General features: G+C 68.9%; 19 protein-coding genes. 10 read left to right on the forward strand and 9 right to left on the reverse strand.

Annotation, left to right across the window (positions count from 1 at the left end; translation table 11 throughout):
* The first annotated feature begins 43 nt into the window (after positions 1–43).
* Together HSO01S_RS00735 and HSO01S_RS00740 are read left to right on the forward strand one after the other, a co-directional pair.
* The gene (locus HSO01S_RS00735; RefSeq protein WP_066038675.1) at positions 44–691 is read left to right on the forward strand and encodes a helix-turn-helix domain-containing protein; all 648 of its coding nucleotides are present in this window, start codon (positions 44–46) and stop codon (positions 689–691) included.
* A complete protein-coding gene (locus HSO01S_RS00740) occupies positions 666–1,754 on the forward strand; it encodes a tyrosine-type recombinase/integrase (RefSeq protein ID WP_066038676.1) in 1,089 nt (362 codons plus the stop codon). Before HSO01S_RS00735 ends, HSO01S_RS00740 begins: the two co-directional genes overlap by 26 nt.
* 15 nt (positions 1,755–1,769) lie before the next feature.
* Here HSO01S_RS00740 and glnA read toward each other — a convergent pair whose 3' ends face one another.
* The 3 genes from glnA to HSO01S_RS00755 form a co-directional block, all read right to left on the reverse strand.
* Positions 1,770–3,194: a type I glutamate--ammonia ligase gene (gene glnA, locus HSO01S_RS00745; RefSeq protein ID WP_066038677.1), complete on the reverse strand. Its 1,425-nt coding sequence runs from the start codon at positions 3,192–3,194 to the stop codon at positions 1,770–1,772.
* 187 nt (positions 3,195–3,381) lie between these two features.
* Positions 3,382–3,792 carry an RDD family protein gene (locus HSO01S_RS00750; RefSeq protein WP_245635839.1) on the reverse strand — a complete coding sequence of 137 codons (411 nt, stop codon included), beginning with the start codon at positions 3,790–3,792 and terminating at the stop codon, positions 3,382–3,384.
* A gap of 8 nt (positions 3,793–3,800) precedes the next feature.
* Positions 3,801–4,523: a DUF4191 domain-containing protein gene (locus tag HSO01S_RS00755; protein ID WP_066038679.1), complete on the reverse strand. Its 723-nt coding sequence runs from the start codon at positions 4,521–4,523 to the stop codon at positions 3,801–3,803.
* Positions 4,524–4,679: 156 nt separating this feature from the next.
* Between HSO01S_RS00755 and HSO01S_RS00760 the strand changes: the two genes are divergently transcribed.
* Positions 4,680–6,158: a hypothetical protein gene (locus HSO01S_RS00760; protein WP_066038680.1), complete on the forward strand. Its 1,479-nt coding sequence runs from the start codon at positions 4,680–4,682 to the stop codon at positions 6,156–6,158.
* A 32-nt stretch (positions 6,159–6,190) separates the two neighbouring features.
* Here the strand turns inward: HSO01S_RS00760 and sucB are convergent, their stop codons facing one another.
* From sucB to HSO01S_RS00775, 3 genes are all read right to left on the reverse strand, one after another.
* A complete protein-coding gene (sucB, locus tag HSO01S_RS00765; protein ID WP_066038681.1) occupies positions 6,191–7,717 on the reverse strand; it encodes a 2-oxoglutarate dehydrogenase, E2 component, dihydrolipoamide succinyltransferase in 1,527 nt (508 codons plus the stop codon).
* A gap of 84 nt (positions 7,718–7,801) precedes the next feature.
* Complete coding sequence (gene lpdA / locus HSO01S_RS00770; RefSeq protein ID WP_066038682.1) at positions 7,802–9,175, reverse strand: dihydrolipoyl dehydrogenase; 1,374 nt, start codon at positions 9,173–9,175, stop codon at positions 7,802–7,804.
* A gap of 90 nt (positions 9,176–9,265) precedes the next feature.
* Positions 9,266–10,819, reverse strand: a complete 1,554-nt coding sequence (locus HSO01S_RS00775) for a leucyl aminopeptidase (RefSeq protein ID WP_066038683.1) — start codon at positions 10,817–10,819, stop codon at positions 9,266–9,268.
* Positions 10,820–11,021: 202 nt separating this feature from the next.
* Between HSO01S_RS00775 and HSO01S_RS00780 the strand changes: the two genes are divergently transcribed.
* From HSO01S_RS00780 to HSO01S_RS00800, 5 genes are all read left to right on the forward strand, one after another.
* Positions 11,022–11,957 (forward strand): proteasome assembly chaperone family protein, encoded by a 936-nt coding sequence (locus HSO01S_RS00780; protein ID WP_066038684.1) that lies wholly within the window; start codon positions 11,022–11,024, stop codon positions 11,955–11,957.
* Positions 11,958–12,082: 125 nt separating this feature from the next.
* On the forward strand, positions 12,083–13,435 hold the full coding sequence (locus HSO01S_RS00785) for an MFS transporter (protein WP_066038685.1): 1,353 nt from the start codon (positions 12,083–12,085) through the stop codon (positions 13,433–13,435).
* 182 nt (positions 13,436–13,617) lie between these two features.
* Positions 13,618–14,937, forward strand: coding sequence for an RNA polymerase sigma factor (locus HSO01S_RS00790; protein WP_066038686.1), 1,320 nt, complete (start codon positions 13,618–13,620; stop codon positions 14,935–14,937).
* Positions 14,938–14,941: 4 nt separating this feature from the next.
* Positions 14,942–16,264 (forward strand): MurT ligase domain-containing protein, encoded by a 1,323-nt coding sequence (locus HSO01S_RS00795; protein ID WP_245635840.1) that lies wholly within the window; start codon positions 14,942–14,944, stop codon positions 16,262–16,264.
* Positions 16,261–17,004 (forward strand): type 1 glutamine amidotransferase, encoded by a 744-nt coding sequence (locus HSO01S_RS00800; protein WP_066038688.1) that lies wholly within the window; start codon positions 16,261–16,263, stop codon positions 17,002–17,004. The genes HSO01S_RS00795 and HSO01S_RS00800 overlap by 4 nt, the downstream gene beginning before the upstream one ends.
* Positions 17,005–17,043: 39 nt before the next feature.
* Here HSO01S_RS00800 and HSO01S_RS00805 read toward each other — a convergent pair whose 3' ends face one another.
* Entirely contained in the window at positions 17,044–17,940 is an 897-nt protein-coding gene (locus HSO01S_RS00805; protein WP_066038689.1) for a cell wall-binding repeat-containing protein, read from the reverse strand.
* A 385-nt stretch (positions 17,941–18,325) separates the two neighbouring features.
* Entirely contained in the window at positions 18,326–20,413 is a 2,088-nt protein-coding gene (locus tag HSO01S_RS00810) for a DNA gyrase/topoisomerase IV subunit B (protein ID WP_066038690.1), read from the reverse strand.
* 206 nt (positions 20,414–20,619) lie between these two features.
* Between HSO01S_RS00810 and HSO01S_RS00815 the strand changes: the two genes are divergently transcribed.
* Entirely contained in the window at positions 20,620–20,850 is a 231-nt protein-coding gene (locus tag HSO01S_RS00815) for a DUF7455 domain-containing protein (protein WP_066038691.1), read from the forward strand.
* A 69-nt stretch (positions 20,851–20,919) separates the two neighbouring features.
* On the opposite strand, the gene HSO01S_RS00820 is transcribed toward HSO01S_RS00815, so the two are convergent.
* Positions 20,920–23,424 (reverse strand): DNA gyrase/topoisomerase IV subunit A, encoded by a 2,505-nt coding sequence (locus HSO01S_RS00820; RefSeq protein WP_066038692.1) that lies wholly within the window; start codon positions 23,422–23,424, stop codon positions 20,920–20,922.
* An 84-nt stretch (positions 23,425–23,508) separates the two neighbouring features.
* On the opposite strand from HSO01S_RS00820, the gene HSO01S_RS00825 reads away from it, so the two are divergent.
* Positions 23,509–24,657: an alkaline phosphatase family protein gene (locus tag HSO01S_RS00825; protein WP_066038693.1), complete on the forward strand. Its 1,149-nt coding sequence runs from the start codon at positions 23,509–23,511 to the stop codon at positions 24,655–24,657.
* Positions 24,658–24,720: the final 63 nt, after the last annotated feature.

Below are 24,720 nucleotides of genomic sequence, written 5' to 3' on the forward strand. Positions count from 1 at the left end.
TACGACTGGACACTGATGCTGTCAACTCACTACGATGCCAAATATGCAACAGCCACCAGCGACGACGTTCGACCTCCGATTTGGTCGGGCTCTGGCCCAACTGCGAGAGATGCGAGGCATGTCTCAGAGGGCGTTTGCCACCCGCCTTGAACAGCTGGGACTTGATCTCGACGCATCAGCTATCTCGCGTATCGAGCAGGGCAAGCGGGCTGTCAAGTTGAGCGAGGCCGACATAATTGCCGATGCCCTGGATGTCGATCTCAGCTTCATGACGCAGGGGGAGAAGACCCCGCCTCAGGAGTTGCGGTCGGCGCGCCGGTTTGCCGAGCAGGCAAGACGCGAGCTTGCGGAGCCCATCCAGCGGTTCATGATCTCGTATGGTCACGTGGCCGAATTGCTTCGCGAAAATCCGGACTTGCTGCCGCTTGTCATGGACAAGACGGGCAGCACCATCAGTTCCGCTGACGAGTACTTCCCGTGGGTGAAGGGCCGCATTAGCGAGCTTCGAGAAGAGACCCTTGGAGGAGAACACTTCGACGACATCGGTTCCATATACCTCGATGACGAGCGCGAGGTGGCAGACCTAATCGACCTGCTCGGGCACTACGCCCGTTCCCTCGTGATACTTCCGAAGGAACTGGAGCACTACCAAGGCAAGAGAGACGATGGCGAGCGTCAAGAGGAGGGCTGACGGCGTCTGGCGGGCCCGTTACCGAGACCAGTCTGGAAGAGAGCACTCGAAGCACACAGCGACGAAGCGCGAAGGCCAGGATTGGCTCGATGGCGAGGTCGCGAAGATGCGGACCGGCACGTGGGTCGACCCGAAGGCTTCGAAGGTCACGGTCGGCGAGTGGTGCGACACATGGTTGGCCGGCTACGGAGGCCGTGAGTCGACGATACGTCAGGCCCGGTCGCACCTGAAACACATCCGGGCGGAGTTTGGTGCGATGCCGCTCGGGTCCGTTCGGCCGTCGCAGGTACGTACATGGACCGAGAAGCTGAAGGCCCAGGGGCTCGCGACATCGACGATATACGGACTGCACTCGCGCCTCGCGCACATCTTCGCGGACGCCGTTCACGACGGCCTGGTGCCTCGCTCACCGGTCAGCCGTCGCACGTCACCGGAGATGGCGAAGCAGCGGCCTTACGTCGCGACGACGGACCAGGTGTGGGCGCTCTACGACGCGATGCCGGACGGGATGAAGCCGGTGGTGCTGCTGGGCGCGTTCGCTGGGCTGCGGGTCGCGGAGATCGCCGTGCTGCGCCTGGTCGACGTCGACTTCATGCGAGGCGTCATCTCGCCAGCTATCCAGTACCCGGCCGAGCCTCTGAAGACCGAGACGTCAAGTACTCCGATCCCGATACCGCACGAGCTATCGCTGATGCTGAACCAGGTGCCGGCCAAGTGGGGGAGTGACACGCTCGTCGTGGGCGCCTACGGTCGAGCGGTCGCACCGTACACGCTCGAGACGGCGTTCCGGTCGGCGCGCGTGACGATCGAGGGTCTACCCGAGGGCTTCCGCATTCACGACCTGCGGCACTACTTCGCGTCGCTGCTGATCGCGGCAGGCCTCGACATCAAGACGGTGCAGAAGCGGCTGCGTCACGCCTCGGCGAAGACCACGCTCGACACCTACGGGCACATGTGGCAGGACAAAGACGAGTCCGCACGAGCTGTCGTCGCGGATGTTCTGACAGCTCGTGCGGACTTTTTGCGGACTGAAGACCGTCCGACAGGGTCTGATCCCCGCTAGTTAGCGGGGTTCTAGCTACACGCCGTAGTAGAGCTCGTACTCGAAGGGGTGCGGGCGCTGGGCGATGGGCTTGATCTCGTTCTCACGCTTGTACGAGATCCAGGTCTCGATCAGGTCGGGAGTGAAGACGTTGCCCTTGGTCAGGAACTCGTTGTCGGCCTCGAGCGCGTCGAGCGCCTCACCGAGCGTCGCGGGAACCTGGGGGATGTTCTTGGCTTCCTCCGGGGGCAGCTCGTAGAGGTCCTTGTCGACGGGCTCGTGCGGCTCGATGCGGTTGATGATGCCGTCCAGGCCCGCCATGAGCTGCGCCGCGAAGGCGAGGTACGGGTTGCCCGAGGCATCCGGTGCACGGAACTCGATGCGCTTGGCCTTCGGGTTCGTGCCGGTGATCGGGATACGGATCGACGCCGAGCGGTTACCGGCCGAGTAGACCAGGTTCACAGGAGCCTCGAAGCCCGGCACCAGACGGTGGTACGAGTTCACGGTCGGGTTGGTGAACGCGAGCACCGCGGGAGCGTGCTTCAGCAGGCCGCCGATGTACCAGCGGGCCAGGTCGCTCAGGCCGCCGTAGCCGGCCTCGTCGTAGAACAGCGGCTTGCCGTCGTTCCAGAGCGACTGGTGCGTGTGCATGCCCGAGCCGTTGTCGCCGAAGAGCGGCTTCGGCATGAAGGTGGCCGTCTTGCCCCAGAGGTTCGCCGTGTTCTTGACGATGTACTTGAACTTCAGGATGTCGTCGGCCGCGTGCACCATGGTGTCGAAGCGGTAGTTGATCTCGCCCTGGCCGGCGGTGCCGACCTCGTGGTGGGCGCGCTCGAGGATGAGACCGGCGTCGATCAGCTTCAGCGAGATGTCGTCGCGGAGGTCGGCGTGCTGGTCGACGGGGGAGACGGGGAAGTAGCCGCCCTTGTAGGGGGTCTTGTTGCCCAGGTTTCCGCCTTCTTCGACGCGGCCCGTGTTCCAGGCGGCCTCGGAGGAGTCGACCGAGTAGAAGCTCGAGTTCTGCTTCACTTCGTAGCGGACGTCGTCGAAGATGTAGAACTCGGCCTCGGGGGCGAAGAACGCGGTGTCGGCGATGCCGGTCGAGGCGAGGTACTTCTCGGCCTTCTTGGCCACCTGGCGCGGGTCGCGCGAGTAGATCTCCCCGTTGCGGGGGTTGTAGATGTCGAAGACCAGGATGAGCGTGCGCTCAGCGCGGAACGGGTCGACGTAAGCCGTGGAGACGTCAGGGATGAGCTGCATGTCCGACTCGTGGATCGACGCGAAGCCGCGGATCGACGAGCCGTCGAAGAGCTGGCCGACGGCGAAGAACTCCTCGTCGACGGTGGAGGCGGGAATGTTGAAGTGCTGCTGCACACCGGGGAGGTCGGTGAAGCGGATATCAAGGAACTTGACGTCGGTGTCCTTGATGAACTTGAGCACCTCAGAAGAATCACTGAACATGTGAGGAATCTCCAAATGGCTTGGAACTGGAAAAACTACAAGGGTGTAGCCCTCGTCAGGCTAGCCGCAGGGCATTACTCGGCGGTGTCACGATTGTTTCCGGGATGTTACGTCTCCTGATGACCCGCCGATTACAGGTTCGACCGATCGCGCACGTCTCCGCGACGGTCGCGCGTGTCAGCGTCGGTCAGCGCTTGACCAACACAGTGCCGGCGAACACGTCGTGGAGGCCGCGCTGATCCGAGTCCCAGATGACGGCGGGCACGACGAGCATGAGCAGGATGGTGCGGAGGGCCGGGCGCCACCAGCCGGCGTAACCGCCGTTCAGCCGCACCACGCGCATCCCGAGCAGCAGGTGGCCGAGGCCGCCGCCGAGCGTGCTCATCAGCACGACCTGCTCGATGAAGAAGATGATGCTCGACGCGAACGGGTTCTCGAAGAAGAACGCGAAGTAGATGACGTAGCAGAAGGCGAAGTCGATCAGCAGAGCGGCGATCCGGCGACCCGCTCGGGCCACGGAACCCCTGCCCTCCCGGTTGAGACCGAGGCGCTGCCCCGGCCACTCGCTGGGCGCTGCGCTGCCGGAGGAGGTCGTCACGCCGCGGCTCAGCGGCCGCGCTGCGGGCGCATCCGCATCGGGTCGATGCCCTTGGGGATGGGCAGCGGCGAGGATTTCAGCGACGTCAGCCGGTTGCTGACGGCGAGCACCTCGGGCTTTGTGAGGGTCGGCTTGATCCGCGCCATCTTGGGGGCGACGCGGTGCAGCGGAAGCGACTCAGGGTCGGGACCGACCGAGAGGAAGGTGACGGGCACGTTGGGGAGGATGCGGAGGACCTTGCGACGCTCGTCTTCGAGCATGCGGGTCGTGCGCGAGCGGGGGCCCTCGCCGATCAGCACGACACCGCCACGGCCGACGGCGCGGTAGACCGCATCCTGCGTCTTGCCGTTGACGGCGACGGGCATCTCGCTGCCTGTCCAGCTGCGCTTGAGCGAGCTGCGGAGAACGGCGCCCACGGCACCGGGCTGCCCCTCGATCTGCTTGTAGGCGGCACGCTCGGCGCGGCGACCGAGGATGATCAGGGCCACCAGGAGGCCGGCAAGCACACCCGCGAGGATCCACATCACCAGCCCGAACACGTTGTCGCGCGACAGAATGAGGGCCAGGGCGACACCGAGGAGCACCGGGACGGCGAAGCCGGCCAGCATGATCCAGATCGCCTTGGAGTCGTAGCGGCGGGTCATGTTGAAGACCTGCACCATCTGCTTCAGACGGCCCGGCTCCTTCGGGTCCTTCGGAGCTTTGGGTGTTGAGTCGGTCTTGCGTGCCATGACTCCAAGGATACTTCGTCGCGCCGGTCGTGGTGTGCATGTGCTGTGACTGTGGATAACCGCTTCCGGTCCTCCACAGAGGGGCCGCCCCGACGGGTTCTCCACCGGTCGGTGGCGAGCGGATGCACGGGGTGCGGATGCGGGCACGATCGGTGCATGGACCCTCCCGCTTCCCCCGTCGCCAGCCCTCCCGTCAGTCGTTCCGTCAGCGTGTCGGCGGCGCACCTGGTGCAGGGGTTCGTGCTGCTCGAGGTGGTCGGCGTGGGGGAGCGGGCCGCTGTGTACCTGGCGCGTGCGGAAGGAGGTGCAGTCAGGTCATGGATGCGGCACGGTCGGCATGCTCGGGAGTCGGGGGACGGGCCGATCAGCGTCAGTGTGCGGCGGGACGTCGTGCTGAAGGTGTTCGCGCCGGGGTTCGGGCCGTCCGCGGCCGAGCGAGAGGTGCTCGCCGAGCGGCCGATCGCGGCGATGCCTGTGCTCCTCGGTGAGACGCGGGCTCGGGACGGGTGCGCGGTGCTCGTGATGACCTTCTGTTCCGAGCCGTCCCTGCGCGTCCGTGGCCACGCGGCTTTCTTGGACGGCGTGCCGGGTGCAGCACTCGGCAATGCGAGCGACGGTGATCGCTCATCGGGAGCGGTAGGTGCGCTGGTGGAGGAGTTGCACCGAGCGGGATGGGCTCACGGCGGGATCGACGACTCGAGCGTGTTGGTCGCGGAGGACGGTCAGGTCGTGCTGGTCGGGTTCACTCAGGCCTGCCCTAGAGGTGACCAGGCGTTCGACGCGACTGTGCTCGCAGATATCCGGGCAGTGCGCGAGCTCGGCCTCGACCCGAAGTCGGCGCCGCAGCGGGCTGCAGCGGCGAGCGGCATCGGGGCGGGACGTGAGGTGACGGCGGGGGGCGGGGTGGGCAGGCGTCAGATCGAGGAGTGGGCGTGGGATGCCGAGGCGGAGGTCGTCGGTGACGGGGAGGAGGTGCGGTTCCTCGAGACGGTGGAACCGGCGTTCCTCGCAGCCCGGGAGAGCGTGTCGGCGCTCCGCGGACTGCTCAGCCGCCGGGGTCGGTCGCTGGTGCGCGGCCGCGGGCGACGGTTGGCCGTAGGGGCTGGCGCAGCCCTCATCGTTCTGGCCGCCGCGTGGCTCACGCTCCCCTCGGACAGTGACGAGCGGGAAGCCGGCCCGGTGCCGTCGTCCAGCGTCGCCGAACCATCGGCCAACGAGAGAATCCATATCGATGCGGGTGAGAGGCAGGCTGCGACTACGGGAGAAGGCGCCCCTGACGACGCCTCGAACGCGGTGGTCGCCGGAGACGACCCGGTGGCGGCAGCGGGGGAGTTGCTGCGGGTGCGGGCCGCGTGCCTCGCGGGCGGGAACGGTGCCTGCCTGAGCGATGTGGACCAGTGGGGATCACCCGCCGAGGAAGCCGATCGTGCACTGCTGTCTGATGCCTCGGGTAGCCATGGCGCAGTGGCCGATGGATCAGAGGCCGGAGCGCACTCCGCGATCCGGCTCGTTCAGCGCGTCGGGGGAGTTGCTCTGCTGGAGGTGACGGGCGGGGGAGATGCGAAACCGGTCCCGCTCCTGGTGATCAGGGGCGGGACCGGTTGGCGCATCCGTTCGTTCGGGGGCGACCCGTGAGGGCGGCCGCCGTCGGAACGGCTGCCGGGAGCCTAGAGGCCCAGGTCGTTCTCGAAGTCCGCCTCTTCGAGGCGCTCCTTCACCGCGCTGAGGAAGCGCGCGGCGTCGGCTCCGTCGACGATGCGGTGGTCGTAGCTCAGCGCGAGGTAGACCATCGAGCGGATCGCGATTGCCTCGCCACCGTCGACCTTGACCACGGCCGGCTTCTTGGCCACGATGCCCGTGCCCAAGATGGCGACCTGCGGGAGGAAGACCAGCGGGGTATCGAACAGCGCGCCGCGCGAACCGGTGTTGGTCAGCGTGAAGGTGCCGCCGGCCAGCTCGTCGGGCTTCAGCTTGTTGTCGCGGGTGCGAGCAGCGAGGTCGGCGATCTGGGTCGCGAAACCGGCGATGTCGAGGTCGCCCGCGTTCTTCACCACAGGGGTGAGGAGGCCACGCTCGGTGTCGACCGCGATGCTGATGCTTTCGTGGTCGGGGTAGACGATCGTGTCGCCGTCGACCGTGGCGTTGATGATCGGGAACGCCTTGAGCGCCTCGGCGGCGGCGAGACCGAAGAAGGGCAGGAAGGAGAGCTTCGTGCCGGTCTTCTCCAGGAACGCGCCCTTGACCTTGTCGCGGAGCGCGGCCACCTTCGTGACGTCGACCTCGACCACGGTCGTCAGCTGGGCCGAGGCCTGCATCGACGCGACGGCACGCTCGGCCACGACCTTGCGGAGGCGCGACATCGGCTGGGTGGTGCCGCGGAGCGGCGAGGTCTCCAGCGGAGTACGGGCGGCGGTCGCAGTAGGAGCGGCAGCGGCCGGAGCAGCGGCCTTCTCGGCAGCGGCGAGCACGTCTTCCTTGCGGATGCGCCCTCCGACACCGGTACCGGTGACGGTCCCGAGGTCGATGCCCTTGTCATGAGCGAGCTTGCGCACCAGCGGAGTGACGTAGCCGGCGTTCGATCCGCTCGCCGCCGGAGCAGCAGCGGCGGGCGCAGCAGCGACCGGAGCCGAAGCGGCCGGTGCAGCAGCGGCCGGGGCCGGAGCGGCAGCAGCCGGAGCAGCAGGAGCCGCGGCGACAGGAGCGGGCGCCGGAGCGGCCGGAGCCTCCTGCACGGGAGCCGGCGCGGCCGGTGCGGGCTGCTCGGCGGGAGCTGGAGCATCCACCGACGGCTGCACGACCTCGCTCGGCGCTTCCTGCGACGGAGCGGCCGGAGCCGGCTCCTCAGCGGGAGCCGGAGCAGCAGCAGCGGCAGGTGCCGGAGCGGCAGGAGCCTCGGGGGCAGCAGCCTCGGCCGGAGCGGCCTCGGGAGCCGAACCGGAGTCGGCGCCGGCGCCGGACCCGTCGCCGATGGTCACGAGGGCGGTGCCCACCTCGACCGTCTCGTCTTCCTGAACGAGGATCGCTTCGATCACCCCCGCCACGGGCGAGGGGATCTCCGTGTCGACCTTGTCGGTCGACACTTCGAGAAGGGGCTCGTCGACCTCGACGCGATCGCCGACGTTCTTGAGCCACCGGGTGACCGTTCCTTCGGTGACACTCTCACCGAGTGCGGGAAGGTTGACGGATTCGCTCATGACCTTTGTCTCCTTATGGAACCGTTCGTTGTCGAGCCTAGTGGGCCGACGTGGATGTTGCTCTGGCCGGGGCGCGGCGATCGGTCAGATCGCGTGCAGCGGCTTTCCGGCCAGCGCGAGGTGCGCTTCGCCGAGGGCTTCGTTCTGGGTCGGGTGCGCGTGGATGAGCGAGGCCACGTCTTCGGGGTAGGCCTCCCAGTTCACGATCAGCTGACCCTCGCCGATCAGCTCGCCGACTCGGGCGCCGATCATGTGGATTCCGATCACCGGGCCGTCGTTGACCCGCACGACCTTGACCGAGCCGGTCGTGCCGATGATGTGGCTCTTGCCGTTGCCGGCCAGGTTGTAGTCGTACGCCGTGATCTTGTCGGCGCCGTACTTCTCGGCGGCCTTGGCCTCCGTGAGCCCGACCGACGCGACCTCGGGGTCGGAGTAGGTGACCTTGGGGATGTTGACGTCGAGCACGACCTGGGGGTTGAGGCCCGCGATCTCCTCGGCGACGAAGATGCCCTGCTGGAAGCCGCGGTGCGCGAGCTGCAGGCCGGGGACGATGTCGCCGACGGCGTAGACGCCGGGGACGCTGGTCTCGAGGCGGTCGTTCGTGATGACGAAGCCGCGGTCGACGGTGACGCCGGCCTCTTCGAAGCCCAGGCCCTGGGTCGCGGGGCCGCGGCCCACGGCGACGAGCAGCAGCTCGCCGTCGAAGGTCTTGCCGTCTTCGAGGGTGACGACCACGCCGTTCTCGTCCTGCGTGACGCCGGAGAACCGGGTGCCGAGGTTGAAGGCGATGCCGCGCTTGCGGAAGGCGCGCTCGAACTGCTTCGAGATCGCCTCGTCCTCGTTCGGCACGAGGTGGGGCAGCGCCTCGACGATCGTCACGTCGGCGCCGAACGACTTCCAGACGCTGGCGAACTCGACGCCGATCACGCCGCCGCCGAGGATGACGACCTTCTTGGGCACGAAGTCGAGCGCGAGCGCCTGCTCCGAGGTGATGACCCGGCCACCGATCTCGAGCCCGGGAAGGGTGCGCGAGTACGAACCGGTCGCGAGCACGATCTTCTTGCCGGTGATCGTGTCGTCGCCGACCTGCACGGTGGTGGGGGAGGTCAGACGGCCCTCGCCGGGGATCGTCGTGATCCCGCGGGCCTTGACCAGGCCCTCGAGGCCCTTGAACTTCGACGAGACGATGCCCTCGCGGTAGGCCGTGACCGCCGCGATGTCGATGCCGCCGAAGGTGTTCGTGACGCCGTACTTGGCCGACTCGCGCGAGACGTCGGCGACCTCGGCCGAGTGCAGGAGCGCCTTCGTCGGGATGCAGCCCCGGTGCAGGCAGGTGCCGCCGACCTTGTCCTTCTCGATCATCGCGACCGTGAAGCCCAGCTGGCTGGCGCGCAATGCGGCTGCATAGCCGCCCGAGCCACCGCCGAGAACCACAATGTCAAAGTTCTGATCCGACACCTAGCAACTCCCTCGTGCATCGAGATCCGTGCGGAATCGTCGTACAGCCGCACGGGAGATGGGCGAGATTTTTTCGCCCATACGACCTTACTACGCGCGGGAGTACGCCTCGGCAAGTCGGAGCAGAGTGCGCACGGTCGCCCCGGTCGGGCCCTTCACCGTGTAGCCGTAGCCGCCGTCCTTGTTCTGGGCGGCGCCGGCGATGTCCAGGTGCACCCACGGGATCGTGCGTCCCTCGGCGTTCTTCCCGACGAACTCCTGCAGGAAGACGCCGGCCACGAGCATCCCGCCTGCCGTGTTGCCGGGCTTGACGTTGGCGATGTCGGCGATGTCCGACGCGAGGAGGGGGCGGAGCTCGGCGGGCAGCGGCATCGGCCAGAGCGTCTCGCCGGCCTCGCCGGCGGCCTCGAGCACGCGTGCCGTCAGCTCCTCGTCGCCCATCGTGGCGACGTAGCGGTTGCCGAGCGCCACGACGGCGGCACCGGTCAGGGTGGCGACGTCGATGATCGCGTCCGGGTTCTCCTCGCCCGCGGCGACGATCCCGTCGGCGAGCACGAGCCGGCCCTCCGCATCCGTGTTGAGCACCTCGACCGTGCGGCCGCCGTGGATGGTGAGCACGTCACCGGGCCGGATGGCCACGCCCGAAGGCATGTTCTCGGCCAGGCAGAGCCAGGCCGTCAGGTGCACGGGCAACTCGAGCTCGGCGGCCGCGACGACGGCCGCGAGAACGGTGGCGGAGCCCGCCATGTCGTACTTCATCCCGATCATCGAGACCGGGGGCTTCAGCGACAGCCCGCCGGTGTCGAAGGTGATGCCCTTGCCGACGAGCGCGATGTGCTTGGTGGCGCCGGCGGGCGAGTAGTCGACCCGCACCAGGCGCGGCGGGCGCTCCGAGCCCTGGCCGACACCGACGATGCCGCCGAAGCCATCGGCCTTCAGCGCGTCCATGTCCCAGACCTTCACGTCCAGCCCGCGTTCGCGGCCCAGCTCGACGACCTGGTCGGCGTAGTTGGCCGGGTACAGGTCGAGGGCGGGCACGTTCACGAGGTCGCGCACCAGCGAGACGGCGTCGACGGATGCACGGGCCCGGGCGAGTGCGGATGCTCCGGTCTCCTCGCTCAGGCCGGTCACGACCGCGATCCGCCGGGCACGCGGCGCGGCGTCCTCGGCATCGGCACCGGACGAGACGTCTGCAGAAGCTCCGTCGGAATCGGCAGCCGAAGAAGAAGCAGTCCCGGTCCCGCGATACGCGGTGTAGTCGTACGAGCCGAGTCCGGCGCCCTCGATCACGGCCTCGAGCTCGGCGGCATCCGCCGGCTCGAAGGCGAGCACGACGTCCGAGCCCGACGGAGCCCGGCGCCCCGCGGTGCCGGCGGCGTAGCGCAGATCGTCGACCGTCGCCGTGCCGCTGCCGAGCCCTACGACGGCGACGCTCTGGGCGTCGATACCGGCCGGGGCGGGCAGGCGCACGAAGTCGTCCTTCTTCGCCGCGAAGCCGATCGCCTCGAGCATCGGCGCGAGCTCCTCGCCCCCGGGGCCGCGGACGACCAGGCCGTCGTCGGTCTTCGCCGCGGCGAGCACCAGCACCTCCCCGTCGGTGAGCGGGGCGTCGGGGGAGCGGAGGGAGAGATCGGCCGTAGTCATTCCGACATGCTAACGACTTCGCCCGAAGCAGTCCTGAGCGCGACCGGCCACCGCGACCGGCCACCGCGACCGGCCACCGCGACCGGCCACCGCGAACGGCCACGGTGCCGCCGACCAGCCCCGCGCCTATTCCCGATTCCTGTTCGCTCTCGGCATGCGACTCGCTCCGGCACGCGGGAGGGCCCCGGTTTAGAGTTGACGCATGGAAGATCCGAGTGGACTGTATGACGTCGTGGCCGACGCCGGCGTCGTCCCCGACGGCCTGAACCTCGTCGCAGCCCTCACCGGGTTCACCGACTCCGGCGGAGCGGTCTCCCAGCTGGGCGAGTACCTGCTCGACACGCTCGAGAACACCGTCGTCGCCGAGTTCGACGCCGACATCCTGCTCGACTACCGTGCCCGGCGCCCGATCATCACCTTCGATCAGGATCACATCAGCGAGTACCAGCCGCAGACTCTGCGTCTGCACCTGATGTCGGACGAGCTGGGCCAGCGCTTCCTCTTCCTGCACGGTTTCGAGCCCGACTTCCAGTGGGAGCGGTTCACCGCCGCCGTGATCGAGCTGGTTCAGCTCTTCCACGTCAAGACCACGACCTGGGTGCACGCCATCCCGATGCCCGTGCCGCACACCCGCCCGATCCAGGTCACCGTGAGCGGCAACCGCATCGAGATCATCGACGCGCTCTCCGCCTGGCGGCCGAGCACCCAGGCGCCGGCGAACGCCCTGCACCTGGTCGAGTACCGCCTGCAGGAGCTGGGGCATCCGATCACCGGCTTCGTGCTGCTCGTGCCGCACTACCTCGCCGACACCGAGTACCCCGCGACGGCGCTCGTGGCGCTGGAGAGCATCAGCTCGGCCACGGGCCTGATCTTCCCGACCGACCGCCTCCGTGAGGAGAGCCGCGGCTTCGTCGCCAAGATCGATGAGCAGGTCGAGACCAACGCCGAGCTCGGCCGACTCGTGCACACGCTCGAGGAGCGGCACGACGCCTACATGGAGGGCGCGGCCCTCCGCTCGCCGCTGACCGACGTCGACGGCGAGCTGCCCTCGGCCGACGAGATCGCCGACGAGCTCGAACGCTTCCTCGCGGGCAACCGTCCCGGCGACGACTTCACCGACGGCGACCGCCCGGCCTGATCCAGCGGCACTCCGCCCCGCCTGATCCAGCTGGGCCCCGCCTGGCCTGATCCAGCGGCCACTCGGCCTGAGACGCGACCCTCCCGAAGAAACAGCACCCACCCCCAGGCGTACGCTGGAGTGATATGAACTCCCGCCGCTCCTGGATCATCTTCGCGGTCGGCGTCTTCGCCTACATGGCGGCGGTGATGCAACGTTCCACCCTCGGCGTCGCCGGAGTCGACGCGGCCGAACGCTTCGAGACCACGGCCGCCCTGCTGTCGGGGCTCGCGGTCGTGCAGCTGATCGTCTACGCGGCCCTGCAGATCCCGATCGGCCTGCTGATCGACCGGGTCGGCCCGAAGCTCCTCATCTCCGGCGGCTCGGCGGTCATGGTCGCCGGCCAGCTGGTGCTGGCGTTCGCCCCCGACATCCAGATCGCCATCCTCGGCCGCATCCTCGTCGGGGCGGGCGACGCGGCGGTCTTCATCTCCCTGATCCGCCTGATCAACTCCTGGTTCCAGGGCCGCACGGTTCCCCTGCTCTCGCAGTGGACGGGCAACATCGGCGCGCTGGGGCAGATCCTCTCCGCCCTGCCGTTCGCGGCGATCCTGCACTCCGCGGGCTGGACCCCGGCGTTCACCGCGGCGGCCTCGCTGTCGTTCGTAGCCTTCGTGCTCGCGGTCGCGTTACTCAGCGACCGGCCGGCCGGCGTGCCCGAGCCCCCGCGGGTCGCCTCGATCCGGGATGCTCTGCATGGCCTCGGCCAGACCCTCCGCCGGCCCGGCACCCAGCTGGGCTTCTGGTCGCACTACGTCACGCAGTCCTCCGGCACCGTGTTCTCGTTGTTCTGGGGCTTCCCCTTCCTCGTCTCGGCCGTCGGCATCAGCCAGCAGGTCGCCTCCCTGCTCCTGGTGCTGATCGTCGTGACCGGTCTCATCGCAGGGCCCGTCCTCGGCATCCTGACCGCGCGGTTCCCGCTCCGCCGGTCGAACCTCGTGCTCGGGATCACCGCCCTGCTCGGTCTGGTCTGGGCGGCCGTGCTGCTCTGGCCGGGAGTGCCGCCGTTCTGGTTGATCATCGTGCTGGTCGTCACGATGGGCGTCGGCGGGCCCGGTTCCCTAATCGGCTTCGACTTCGCGCGCTCGTTCAACCCGATTCGCTCGCTCGGCTCGGCCAACGGCATCGTGAACGTGGGCGGGTTCACCGCGAGCTTCGTGATCATGTTCCTGATCGGCGTGATCCTGGACGGCCTCTTCGACAGCGGTTGGAGCGCCTCGCTCTACGACCTGGCGGCGTTCCGGGTCGCCTTCTCCGTGCAGTACGTCGTCATCGGCTTCGGCGTCGTGATGCTGCTGTTCGCCCGTCGGCGAACACGGCGCAAGCTCGAGGAGGACGAGGGAATATCCGTAGGCCCCATCTGGGTTGCACTCTTCAGAGCCTGGAGGAACCGGGCCGGGAGGCGTCGGGGGCGCGGCGCGAAGCGGCGTCCTGTCTGATGCATCCGTGCAATAATTGACGAGAAGACCCGTTCCTGTGTATGGGAGCAGTCGAGTTCCCGGCTGCGAGAATCCCGCACTTGACATGGGTCTTAGTAATGTCCAAAAACATCTTCATGCGCGGGAATCCTGCGGAGGATCACGAGCCTTCCGCTCCGGTGCATGGCATGAAAGGTGAACCAATGGCCACCCCCAAGTCCGCAGACACTCTCGAGAAGGCAACGGCGCCCGACGAGGTCGAGACGGCAGCCCCGGCAGCCGCGAAGCGCGCGCCGGCCAAGAAGGCTCCCGCCAAGAAGGCCCCCGCCAAGGCCACCACCGCCAAGGCGGCGCCCAAGCGCGCCACGAAGGCGAAGGCCAAGGCCGACGACGACGAAGAGATCGAGTCCACCGACGAGGTCGAGATCGACGAGGCGGCGACCGATGACGTCGTCGAGGTCGCCGACGAGACCGAGACGCCCGACGCGACCGACACCGACGAAGAGACCACGAAGGCCCCCGTGGCCGAAGAGGCGCTGCCCACCGGCGCGCTGGTGCTCTCGCTCGTCGACGACGAGGACGACGTCCCCGTCTACTCCTCCACGATCACGGGTGCGACCGCCGACCCGGTCAAGGACTACCTGAAGCAGATCGGAAAGGTCGCGCTCCTGAACGCGGCCGAAGAGGTCGAGCTCGCCATGCGCATCGAGGCGGGCCTGTTCGCCGAGGACAAGCTGGCCAACAGCGACAACCTGAGCCCCTCCGCCAAGCGCGAGCTGCAGTGGGTCGCGAAGGACGGGCAGCGGGCCAAGAGCCACCTGCTCGGCGCGAACCTCCGTCTGGTCGTCTCGCTCGCGAAGCGCTACACCGGTCGTGGCATGCAGTTCCTCGACCTGATCCAGGAGGGCAACCTGGGCCTCATCCGTGCCGTCGAGAAGTTCGACTACACGAAGGGCTTCAAGTTCTCCACCTACGCCACCTGGTGGATCCGGCAGGCCATCACGCGTGCCATGGCCGACCAGGCCCGCACCATCCGCATCCCGGTGCACATGGTCGAGGTCATCAACAAGCTGGCCCGCGTCCAGCGCCAGATGCTGCAGGATCTCGGTCGCGAGCCCACGCCCGAAGAGCTGAGCCGCGAGCTCGACATGACCCCCGAGAAGGTCGTCGAGGTGCAGAAGTACGGCCGCGAGCCCATCTCCCTGCACACCCCCCTGGGTGAAGACGGCGACAGCGAGTTCGGCGACCTGATCGAAGACACCGAGGCCGTCGTCCCCGCCGACGCGGTCGGGTTCACCATGCTGCAGAAGCAGCTGGAGTCGCTGCTCGACTCGCTCTCCGAGCGCGAGGCCGGCGTCATCCGCATGCGCTTCGGTCTCGGTGACGGGATGCCGAAGACGCTCGACCAGATCGGCGACACCTTCGGCGTCACGCGCGAGCGCATCCGTCAGATCGAGTCGAAGACCATGGCCAAGCTCCGCCACCCGTCGCGTTCGCAGTCGCTGCGCGACTACCTCGAGTAGGCCGGTGGCTCCGCGTTTGTCGACAGCCCGCACCGCGGCAGCCGTCCTCGTCGGGCGTGCCGTCCGTGTGGCGGCGCGCCTGCGAGGCGGCGGCTCGGCGATCCCCGGCAACATCGCCCTGAAGATCGATCCCGGTTTCCTCGAGCGCACGATCGCGCGCATCCCCGACGGGGTGGTCGCGGTCTCCGGCTCGAACGGCAAGTCGACGACCACGAACATGCTGGCCGCGATCATGCGTCGGCACGGGCTCAAGGTCTTCACCAACCCCTCGGGCGGAAACCTCCCGCAGGGCATCGCCTCGGCGCTGCTCTCCGAGGTGTCGACCGGCGGACGGCTGGATTCGGACATCGCGATCCTCGAGGTCGACGAGGGCTACGGCACCAAGCTCGCCGAGCTGCTGAAGCCGCGGACGGTGCTGCTCCTCAACATCCAGATCGACCAGCTGAACCGCTACCACGAGCCGGATCGCGTCGCCGCGATGCTCGGCAGGGTCGCGGCCTCCTCCACCGAAGGCCTGATCCTCAACCGGGAGGACAACTTCCTGGTCGATCTCGACACCCGCATCCCGGGTCGTCCGGGCCGCGCGGTCTCGTTCTTCGGCGGCGTGCCGTCGCTCGTCGAGCCCGCGGGCCACGGTGTCGCCTCGGCCGACCGCTTCGAGGAGTCGGCGGCGGCACCGGGCTCCCGCCCGGCCACGGTCGAGGTGATCGCGCTCGACGGACCGCGGGCGACGCTCTCGATCGAGCTCCCGGGTCAGGATGCACGCACCGAGATCACCGTGAAGCTCCCGTCGCGCGGGCTGCACTACGCCCTCGACGCCGCCGGAGCCGCAGCGACGGCCCTCAGTGTGCTGGGCGACCGGTTCCGGCCGGAGCTCGTCACCGAGGCGCTCGACACGCTCGAGACGGTGTACGGCCGCGGTGAGCTGCTGGTCGTCGACGGGGAGCAGATCGAGATCATCATGATGAAGAACCCGGCGAGCCTCCAGCTGAACCTGGACTCGCTGGAGAGTGCTCCCGAGCAGGTCTTCCTGGCCGTCGACGAGGGCACGCCCGACCCGTCGTGGATCTACGACATCGACTTCTCGGCCCTCGACCACGTCGACGGCATCACGGGCTCGAAGGCGTGGCAGTTCGCGGTGCGCTTCGGGTACCTCGGCATCCCGGTCGGCGAGGTCGAACTCGACGTGCGCCGGGCGCTGAAGGCGTTCCTCGCGTTGCCGGCACCCGCGACCGGACACAAGGTGATGATCCTGAACTACGAGCAGATGATGCTGATCCGCAAGATCCTGGGCTTCAAGGAGCTCGAGGGCGGGGGAGTCGCGTGAACGCCAAGGCCCTGCAGATCCTCCACCTCTTCCCGCGCCTGCTCGAGCTGAACGGCGAGAGCGGCAACGTCGAGATCCTGCGGCTCCGCTCGGAGTGGCGCGGGCTGCCGGTCGAGGTCACGACCTACGACGGTGGCAGCACCGACGGATTCGATGACGCCGACCTGGTGTTCATCGGGAGCGGGCCGGTCTCGGCCGAGCTGATCGCGCATCCGCTGGTCACGGCGATCGCGCCGGCACTCCGCGAGCTCGCCGCAGACGGGCGGCCCTTCCTCGCGGTCGGCGCCGGGTTCCAGCTGCTGGGGCAGACGGTGACGCTCGAGAACGGCGACGTGCTCGAGGGCGCCGGGGTCTTCCCGGTCACGACGCGGCACGGCGGCACCCGGGTGGTCGGCGACTTCGTCGTCGAGTCGCCTCGCCTCGGGCCGGTCGTCGGCTTCGAGAACCGCGGCTCGTTCGTCGACGTCGGGCCGCACACCACGCTCGGCCGGGTCGTCTATGGCCGCGGCAACACCGAGACGCCGGGCGAGGAGGGCTTCTGGGAGGACAACCTGCTCGGCACCCACATGCACGGCCCCATCCTCGCCAACAACCCCGGCCTCGCCGACTCCCTGCTCGACACGGCCCGCGCCCGCCGCGGTCTCGCCTACGTCGACGCCGCTCCCGAGTCCCTCCACGCCATCGACGAGCGCGCCCGCCAGGCCCGCGGCACCATAGCGGCCACCCCCCTCAGCGAATAGAGGGGGGTCGTACCGGCAGTTCGGGGGCGTGACCCGCCGCTAGCACCTCGTGAGGGACTCGACTGCGGGGGTGAGGGACAGGGGGCCGCCGAGGAGGACTACCGAGCGGGTGCCGAAGCGGGCCAGGCGGTCGAGTACTCGGCCGGGGACGCAGGTCGAGGGGACGATGTAGAGCGGATGCCGTTGGGTGCCCGCGAGGACGCCTCCGGCCAGTGCGTCGGGGAAGTTCGTCCCGGTCGCGAGGTACACCGTCTCGAAGTCGCTCAATGTCTGCTCGTTGACGACGGCGGACACCTCGTAGCGATCGGCCCCTGCGAATCGTGTCACCGTGCCGACGCCGGCGAGCGAAGCCTCGATACCGGGGGAGAGGGAGGCGGGACCGCCGGTCAGTGCGACCCACGAGGTGTGCAGACGGGAGAACAGGCCCAGGGTCTCTGAGTCGGCCGCGGGCAGCGCCCCGTTCATGAGCACCAGCGGTGCATCCCAGGCGACGGCGGCGGGCCCGGCGGAGAGCGCGTCCGGGAACGTGGTGCCCGTGGCCGAGAACACGGTCGATGCCCCGGAAGAGAAGACCGTGGCCGCCAGGCGACGGCTCACGTCGTAGCGATCGGCGCCGCTGATCCGTGCCACCGGGAAGGTCGGGCCCAGGATGCTGCGCACCTCCGTCACGATCGTCTCGGGAACCGAGAGCGGACCGCCGACGATCACGACCCGTTTCGGTGCGAGCGACGCCAGCTCGACGCCGATCGTGAACGTGATGCCGGTGGGCGGTACGAGCAGGAGCACCCCCTGCTCGTGCACCACCGCAGGCCCCGCGCTCAACGCGTCCGGGAAGTCGTTGCCCGACGCCAGGTACACCACGTCGGCCCGAGTCCTGGTCGCTTGAGCGATGTGCACCGCCACGTCGTAGCGGTCGGCCCCGGTGATGCGGGTCACGGAGATGGCGGAAAGCGCCGCATCCTCGTCACTCGCTGCCCTGGCCGGCGGTGTGCCCGGCGGCAGGACCCCTGTTGCACTGAAAACGGCGACCGCCGAGAACACGGCGATCCCCGCGACGAATGATGCCCGAACACGCATGTGAGCTCTCTTCCCCTAGGGCTCCCCACCCAAGGCGGCCCCCCGGAGCACCCCCACCCTAACTCGCCAACCCAAAATTGTCGAGCATTGCTCGGTAAAACAAGCCGCACCAGCGAGTCACCATCGCAACGGGCCCTTTTCGACGACCCAGGGTGAGCGCGTCGCCGTGAGGTGCGACCGCAGGCCGCGCCTCACGACGGCTCGCGAACATGTCGCCCGCGCCGCAGAGGCGGCGGCGCGGTAACTACACATCTATGCGATCGCGCGAGAGCTTGTCCGAGCCCTGGATGATGAACTCCTTGCGGGGCGGCACCTCGTCGCCCATCAGGAGCTCGAACATCCGCTCGGCGACGGCCGCATCGGCCACGCCGACGCGGCGCAGGGTGCGGTAGCGGCGGTCCATCGTGGTGTTCGCCAGCTGGTCCGCATCCATCTCGCCGAGGCCCTTGTAGCGCTGGATCGGGTCCTGATAGCGGCGATTCGACTTCTTCAGCGCCGCCAGCACGCCGTTCAACTCGGCCTCGGAGTAGGTGTAGATCGTCTCGTTCGGCTTCGAGCCGGGGTTGATCGCGACCACCCGGTGCAGCGGCGGGACGGCGGCGTAGACCCGGCCGTCCTCGATCAGGGGCCGCATGTAGCGGAAGAAGAGGGTCAGCAGCAGGGTGCGGATGTGCGCACCGTCGACGTCCGCGTCGCTCATCAGGATGATCTTGCCGTAGCGCGCGGCCGACAGGTCGAACGACCGCCCGGAGCCGGCACCGATCACCTGGATGATCGAGGCGCACTCGGCGTTCGAGAGCATGTCGGCGATGGACGCCTTCTGCACGTTCAGGATCTTGCCGCGGATCGGCAGCAGCGCCTGCGTCTCGCTGTTGCGCGCGAGCTTCGCCGTGCCGAGCGCCGAGTCGCCCTCGACGATGAACAGTTCGCTGGCGGCGACGTCGTTGCTGCGGCAGTCGACGAGCTTCGCCGGGAGGGAGGAGGACTCGAGCGCGTTCTTGCGGCGCTGGGTCTCCTTGTGGGCCCGCGCCGAGATGCGCGACTTCATCTCGGCCACGACCTTGTCGAGCACGAGCGCCGACTGTGCCTTGTCGTCGCGCTTCGCCGAGGAGAACCGCTCGGCAAGGCCCTTCGTCAGCACCTGGGAGACGATGTTCCGCACCGCGGGGGTGCCGAGCACCTCCTTGGTCTGGCCCTCGAACTGCGGCTCGGGCAGCCGCACGGTGAGCACCGCGCTGAGGCCGGCGAGCACGTCGTCCTTCTCCAGCTTGTCGTTGCCGACCTTGAGCCGCCGGGCGTTCGCCTCGACGGTCTGCCGCAGGAACTTGAGCAGCCCGGTCTCGAAGCCGGCCTGGTGCGTGCCGCCCTTGGGCGTCGCGATGATGTTGACGAAGCTGCGGAACGCGGTCTCGTAGCCGATGCCCCAGCGCAGGGCGATGTCGACGGTGCAGTCACGCGTGAGCTCGGTCGGGATCATGGCCCCGCCGTCGGTCAGCACGGGCACGGTCTCCTTGAAGTGGCCCTCACCGGTGATCCGCCAGATCTCGGTCAGCGGCGCGTCGGGCGCAAGGTGCTCGACGAACTCCGAGATGCCTCCGTCGAAGCGGAACGACTCGGTGCGCGGCTCCTCGCCGCGCTCGTCGTCGATCGTGATGCCGAGCCCCGGCACCAGGAACGCGGTCTGCCGCGCCCGCACGACGAGGTCGTCGGTCTGGAACTCGGCGCCCTTGGTGAAGATCTGCCGGTCGGCCCAGTACCGCACCCGGGTGCCGGTCTTCGCCTTGGCGACCTTGCCGACAACGCGGAGTTCGCTGGTCTTCTCGAACGGCGTGAACGGCGCATCCGGACTCGGCTCGCCACCCTTGTCGTCGAAGATGCCGGGCTCGCCGCGGTGGAAGGACATCGCCCAGGTCTTGCCGTCGCGGTCGACCTCGACGTCGAGCCGCTCGGAGAGCGCGTTGACGACCGAGGCGCCGACGCCGTGCAGACCGCCGGACGCGGCGTACGAGCCCGAGCCGAACTTGCCGCCGGCGTGCAGCTTGGTGAAGACGACCTCGACGCCCGAGAGGCCGGTCTTCGGCTCGATGTCGACCGGGATGCCGCGGGCCGTGTCGCGCACCTCGACACTGCCGTCGCCGCGGAGGATGACGTCGATCTGCGAGCCGTGCCCGCCGAGCGCCTCGTCGACCGCGTTGTCGATGATCTCCCACAGGCAGTGCATCAGGCCCCGCGAGTCGGTGGAGCCGATGTACATGCCCGGCCGCTTCCGGACGGCCTCGAGTCCTTCGAGGACGGACAGATGACGGGCGGAGTAAGCGGACGGTGCAGCCACCGGGTCTCCTTCGAGGTACGGGTCACGAGGGCGGGCGGCCCCGATCTCCAAGGCTAACCGCCGCCGCGCGCCCACCCGCGCACGACACCCGTCCGCCCTCCCCGGTACGCGCACAGCGAAACACAGGCGATTGAGACATCGCACCCATGGAAGAGTGCTTTGATGGCTCTACAGCCAGTGCATGACGAGTCGCTAAGGAGCAGAAGATGCAGTCAGTTGCAGCAGAAACCGGCGCTGTCTCCGATCTGGAGAACGCCTACCAGCTCACGACGGCCGACCGTTGTGACAGCTGTGGGGCTCAGGCCTACATCCGCGTGGACATGCCGTCCGGTGCCGAACTCCTGTTCTGCGCTCACCACGGCCGCAAGTACCAGGAGAAGCTGTCCCAGGTCGCCACGGGATGGCACGACGAGTCCGCCAAGCTCCTCGACAGCTAAGCCCAGCCGCCCGCTTCCGATCGGCGGGCACGCGGCGAGCAGTCCGGCACGCAAGCGCCGGATGCCGCTCTAACCGCGACCCGCTCCGATCGAACCCACGACGCCGCTCAGAACCGTCCCCGACGCATCCCGTCGGGCTCCCACCTCGGGAAGGTTCCGGGCGGCGCCGTCGTTTCCGACGGCGAGCGCCGGTGCCGGGCCTGCCCAGGCGACCGTCAGCAGGTCCTCGCCCTTCAGGAAACGGTGGGCCCGCACGCCCCCGGTGGCGCGGCCCTTGGGCGGGAACTCGGTGAACTCCGAGACCTTGCCCGTGCCGGGATCCGTGCCCGGCAGCGTGGACGTGCTCCCGGCGATCGTCACGACGACCGAGTCGCCGTCGTCCGGCACCGAGCCGAACCAGATGACCTTCGCGCCGGCGCCGAGGTTGATGCCGGCCATGCCGCCCGCCGCAGCGCCCTGGGGCCGCACGCTCGCCTGGAAGAAGCGCAGCAGCTGCGCATCCGAGGTGATGAACACCAGCTCGTCCTCCTCGGAGTGCTGGGCGACACCGACCACCGCGTCACCGGGCTTCAGGGCGATCACCTCGAAGTCGGGCTTCGCCGGGTAGGCGCCGGGGGCGACGCGCTTGACGATGCCCTGCTCGGTGCCCAGGGCGATCGGCACGGCCGAGGTCAGCGACACGAGGCCGACGATCTTCTCGCGGCGGGAGTCGATGCCGACGTAGTCGCCGATCCGCACGCCCGCGCCGAGCTGGACCGAGTTGATCGGCACGGCCGGCAGATCCATCACGGGCATCCGGATGAGGCGGCCCGTGTCGGTCACCGCACCCACCTCCGAGCGCCTCGTGGTCTCGACCTCGCTGCGGATGGCGTCGTGCTTGCTGCGGCGCACGGTGGCCGTGGGGCCTGCGGAGCCGACCCCACCGGCGACGCCACCAGCAGCATCCTCCGAAGTCTCCTCGCGGTCGACCCTCACGACCCGCCCCGTGGTGCTGAGGTACACGGTGCACGGCACGTCCGCGACCTCGAGCACCGGTTGCGCACGCTTGGATCCGGTCGCGAGCGACGGCTTGGCCTCGGTCAGCAGGGTGCGCCGGGGCGTGCCGTACTTCTCGGCGACCTCGTCGAGCTCGTCCGAGACGGTCTTGCGGATGAGCGCCGGGTCGGCGAGGAGGGCTTCCAGCTGCGCGATCTCCTCGCGCAGGCGGTCGCGCTCGGCCTCGAGCTCGATCCGCGAGAAGCGGGTGAGCCGGCGCAGCCGGAGCTCGAGGATGTAGTCGGCCTGCAGCACGCTCAGCTCGAACACGTCGATCAGGCGGGTACGGGCCTGATCGGTGTCGTCGCTCGTGCGGATCACCTGGATGACCTCGTCGATGTCGAGGATCGCGATCAGGAGGCCCTCGACCAGGTGCAGGCGCTCGCGCCGGCGCTCGAGGCGGAACCGGGTGCGCCGGGTCACGACGTCGATCCGGTGGTTCACGTAGACGACCAGGAGGTCGCGGAGGCCGAGGGTGAGCGGGCCGCCGTCGACCAGGGCGACGTTGTTGATGTTGAAGCTGTCCTCGAGCGGGGTCAGCTTGTAGAGCTGCTCCAGCACCGCCTCCGGGTTGAACCCGGTCTTGATGCCGATCACCAGGCGCAGGCCGTGCGTGCGGTCGGTCAGGTCGGTGACGTCGCTGATGCCCTGGATCTTCTTGGAGGTGACGCCGTCCTTGATCTTGGCGATCACCTTCTCGGGCCCGACGAGGTACGGCAGCTCGGTGACCACGAGGCCCGTCTTCCGGGCCGTGAGGTTCTCGACCGAGACCTTGGCGCGGGTCTTGAAGGCACCACGGCCGCTCTCGTAAGCGTCGCGGATGCCGGCGAGCCCCACGATCGTGCCGCCGCCGGGCAGGTCGGGGCCCGGGATGAACGCCATCAGGTCGTCGAGCGTCGCATCCGGGTGCTCGATGAGATGGCGGGCACCGGCGACGACCTCGATCAGGTTGTGCGGCGCCATGTTCGTGGCCATGCCCACGGCGATGCCGCTGGCACCGTTGACCAGCAGGTTCGGGATGGCCGAGGGCAGCACGTCCGGCTGCATGAGCTGGTTGTCGTAGTTGGGAACGAACTCGACGACGTCCTCGTCGAGCTGGTCGACCATGAGCATCGCGACCGCATCCAGCCGCGCCTCGGTGTACCGCGCCGCGGCCGGCCCGTCGTCGGGGGAGCCGAAGTTGCCGTGCCCGTCGACCAGGGGGATGCGCATGGTCCAGGACTGCGCGAGCCGCACCAGGGCGTCGTAGATGGCGGTGTCGCCGTGCGGGTGCAGCTTGCCCATCACCTCACCGACCACGCGAGCGCTCTTCACGTGCCCACGGTCGGGCCGGAGGCCCATCTCGCTCATCATGTAGAGGATGCGCCGCTGGACGGGCTTCAGGCCGTCGCGCGCGTCGGGCAGGGCCCGCGAGTAGATGACCGAGTAGGCGTACTCGAGGAAGGAGTCCTGCATCTCGGTGGAGACGTCGACGTCGAGGATCTTCTCCGTGCTCGCGCCGGAGTCGGTCGCCGTGGGCTCGTTCGTCGCTGGTGTCATACCTGGATTTCCGGGGGAGCGTCGCGCATCCAGGCCCCGCAGGAGGCGGAGCGCGACGAGGGGTCGTGTGCCAGAATTGGCCGAATGTCACCAATGCTACCGACGCGGGCGGCCGACGAGCTGTCGCTGGCCGACGTGTTGCCGAGTTGCGTGCGCTCGCTCGCGGGCGAGCCGAACCGGCTGGGGCTCCCGCGGGCCGATCGGGTTCTCGTCGTGCTGGTCGACGGGCTCGGCACCGCGGCCCTCCGGGCTCGCGCCGGCCACGCCCGGGCGCTGATGGCGGGCCTGACCAAGCGCACCACCCTCTCCAGCGGGTTCCCGACCACCACGGCAGCCGCCCTCGCGAGCCTCGCGACCGGCACCCGACCCGGCGAGCACGGCATCGTGGGCTACACGGCCCTGGTGCCCGAGGCCGGTCAGGTCGTGAACCAGCTCTCCGGCTGGTCGGAGGCCATGCCTCCGGAGACCTGGCAGCGCCGCACCACGGTCTTCGAGCAGCTGCAGGATGCGGGGCTCCGGTCGAGCACGATCGGCCCGGCCAAGTACGCCGACTCCGGACTCACCCGCGCGATCCTCCGCGGCGCCGACTACATCCCCGCGGCGACCATCGCCGATCGTTTCGCGGCAGCCCGCCGCCTGTTCGACGAGGGCGGCCGCGGACTCGCGTACCTCTACATCCCCGAGCTCGACCAGCTGGCCCACTCCCGTGGCTGGGAGTCCGACCGCTGGCTCGCCACGCTCGAACTCCTCGACTCCGAGTTCGCGGCCTTCACCGCGACGCTCGGCCGGGGCGAAGGGCTGCTCCTCACGGCCGACCACGGCGTGGTCGACGTGCCGGCGACCTCGCAGATCCTGTTCGGCGACGACCCGGCGCTGATCGAGGGGGTCGAGCACGTCGGGGGAGACCCCCGCTGCGTGCAGCTCTACCTGGCCCCGGATGCACCCCTCGGCGCAGCCGACCGGCTCGCCGAGAGCTGGCGCGAGCGGGAGGGCTCGCGGGCGTGGATCGCCACGCGTGAGGAGGCGATCGAGGCCGGCTGGTTCGGACCGGTGGATCCGGAGGTCGCACCCCGGATCGGCGACGTGATCGTGGCCGCGCGAAAGCTGGTCGCGTATTACGACGGGCGGAACGGCGACACCACGGGCCGGTCGATGATCGGCCAGCACGGCTCGCTCACGGTCGAGGAGACCCAGGTGCCGCTGCTTCGGGCCGGGGCCTACGCGCTGGACTGAGGCGGGGACCAACAGCAAGCTACCTGACAGACCAGGCTGAGTCTGCTCAGGGCACGTGAGCCC

The sequence above is a fragment of the Herbiconiux solani NBRC 106740 genome (genome assembly GCF_001571005.1).
GTDB lineage: Bacteria > Actinomycetota > Actinomycetes > Actinomycetales > Microbacteriaceae > Herbiconiux > Herbiconiux solani.

What these genes read in the sequence shown, in the direction of transcription:
- glnA (WP_066038677.1), bottom strand. Translation starts at nt 3,194, where the DNA reads ATGTTCAGTGATTCTTCTGAGGTGCTCAAGTTCATCAAGGACACCGAC.
- HSO01S_RS00740 (WP_066038676.1), top strand. Translation starts at nt 666, where the DNA reads ATGGCGAGCGTCAAGAGGAGGGCTGACGGCGTCTGGCGGGCCCGTTAC.
- HSO01S_RS00755 (WP_066038679.1), bottom strand. Translation starts at nt 4,523, where the DNA reads ATGGCACGCAAGACCGACTCAACACCCAAAGCTCCGAAGGACCCGAAG.
- HSO01S_RS00820 (WP_066038692.1), bottom strand. Translation starts at nt 23,424, where the DNA reads ATGACACCAGCGACGAACGAGCCCACGGCGACCGACTCCGGCGCGAGC.
- sucB (WP_066038681.1), bottom strand. Translation starts at nt 7,717, where the DNA reads ATGAGCGAATCCGTCAACCTTCCCGCACTCGGTGAGAGTGTCACCGAA.
- HSO01S_RS00785 (WP_066038685.1), top strand. Translation starts at nt 12,083, where the DNA reads ATGAACTCCCGCCGCTCCTGGATCATCTTCGCGGTCGGCGTCTTCGCC.
- HSO01S_RS00825 (WP_066038693.1), top strand. Translation starts at nt 23,509, where the DNA reads ATGTCACCAATGCTACCGACGCGGGCGGCCGACGAGCTGTCGCTGGCC.
- HSO01S_RS00790 (WP_066038686.1), top strand. Translation starts at nt 13,618, where the DNA reads ATGGCCACCCCCAAGTCCGCAGACACTCTCGAGAAGGCAACGGCGCCC.
- HSO01S_RS00760 (WP_066038680.1), top strand. Translation starts at nt 4,680, where the DNA reads ATGGACCCTCCCGCTTCCCCCGTCGCCAGCCCTCCCGTCAGTCGTTCC.
- HSO01S_RS00735 (WP_066038675.1), top strand. Translation starts at nt 44, where the DNA reads ATGCAACAGCCACCAGCGACGACGTTCGACCTCCGATTTGGTCGGGCT.
- HSO01S_RS00775 (WP_066038683.1), bottom strand. Translation starts at nt 10,819, where the DNA reads ATGACTACGGCCGATCTCTCCCTCCGCTCCCCCGACGCCCCGCTCACC.
- HSO01S_RS00780 (WP_066038684.1), top strand. Translation starts at nt 11,022, where the DNA reads ATGGAAGATCCGAGTGGACTGTATGACGTCGTGGCCGACGCCGGCGTC.
- HSO01S_RS00815 (WP_066038691.1), top strand. Translation starts at nt 20,620, where the DNA reads ATGCAGTCAGTTGCAGCAGAAACCGGCGCTGTCTCCGATCTGGAGAAC.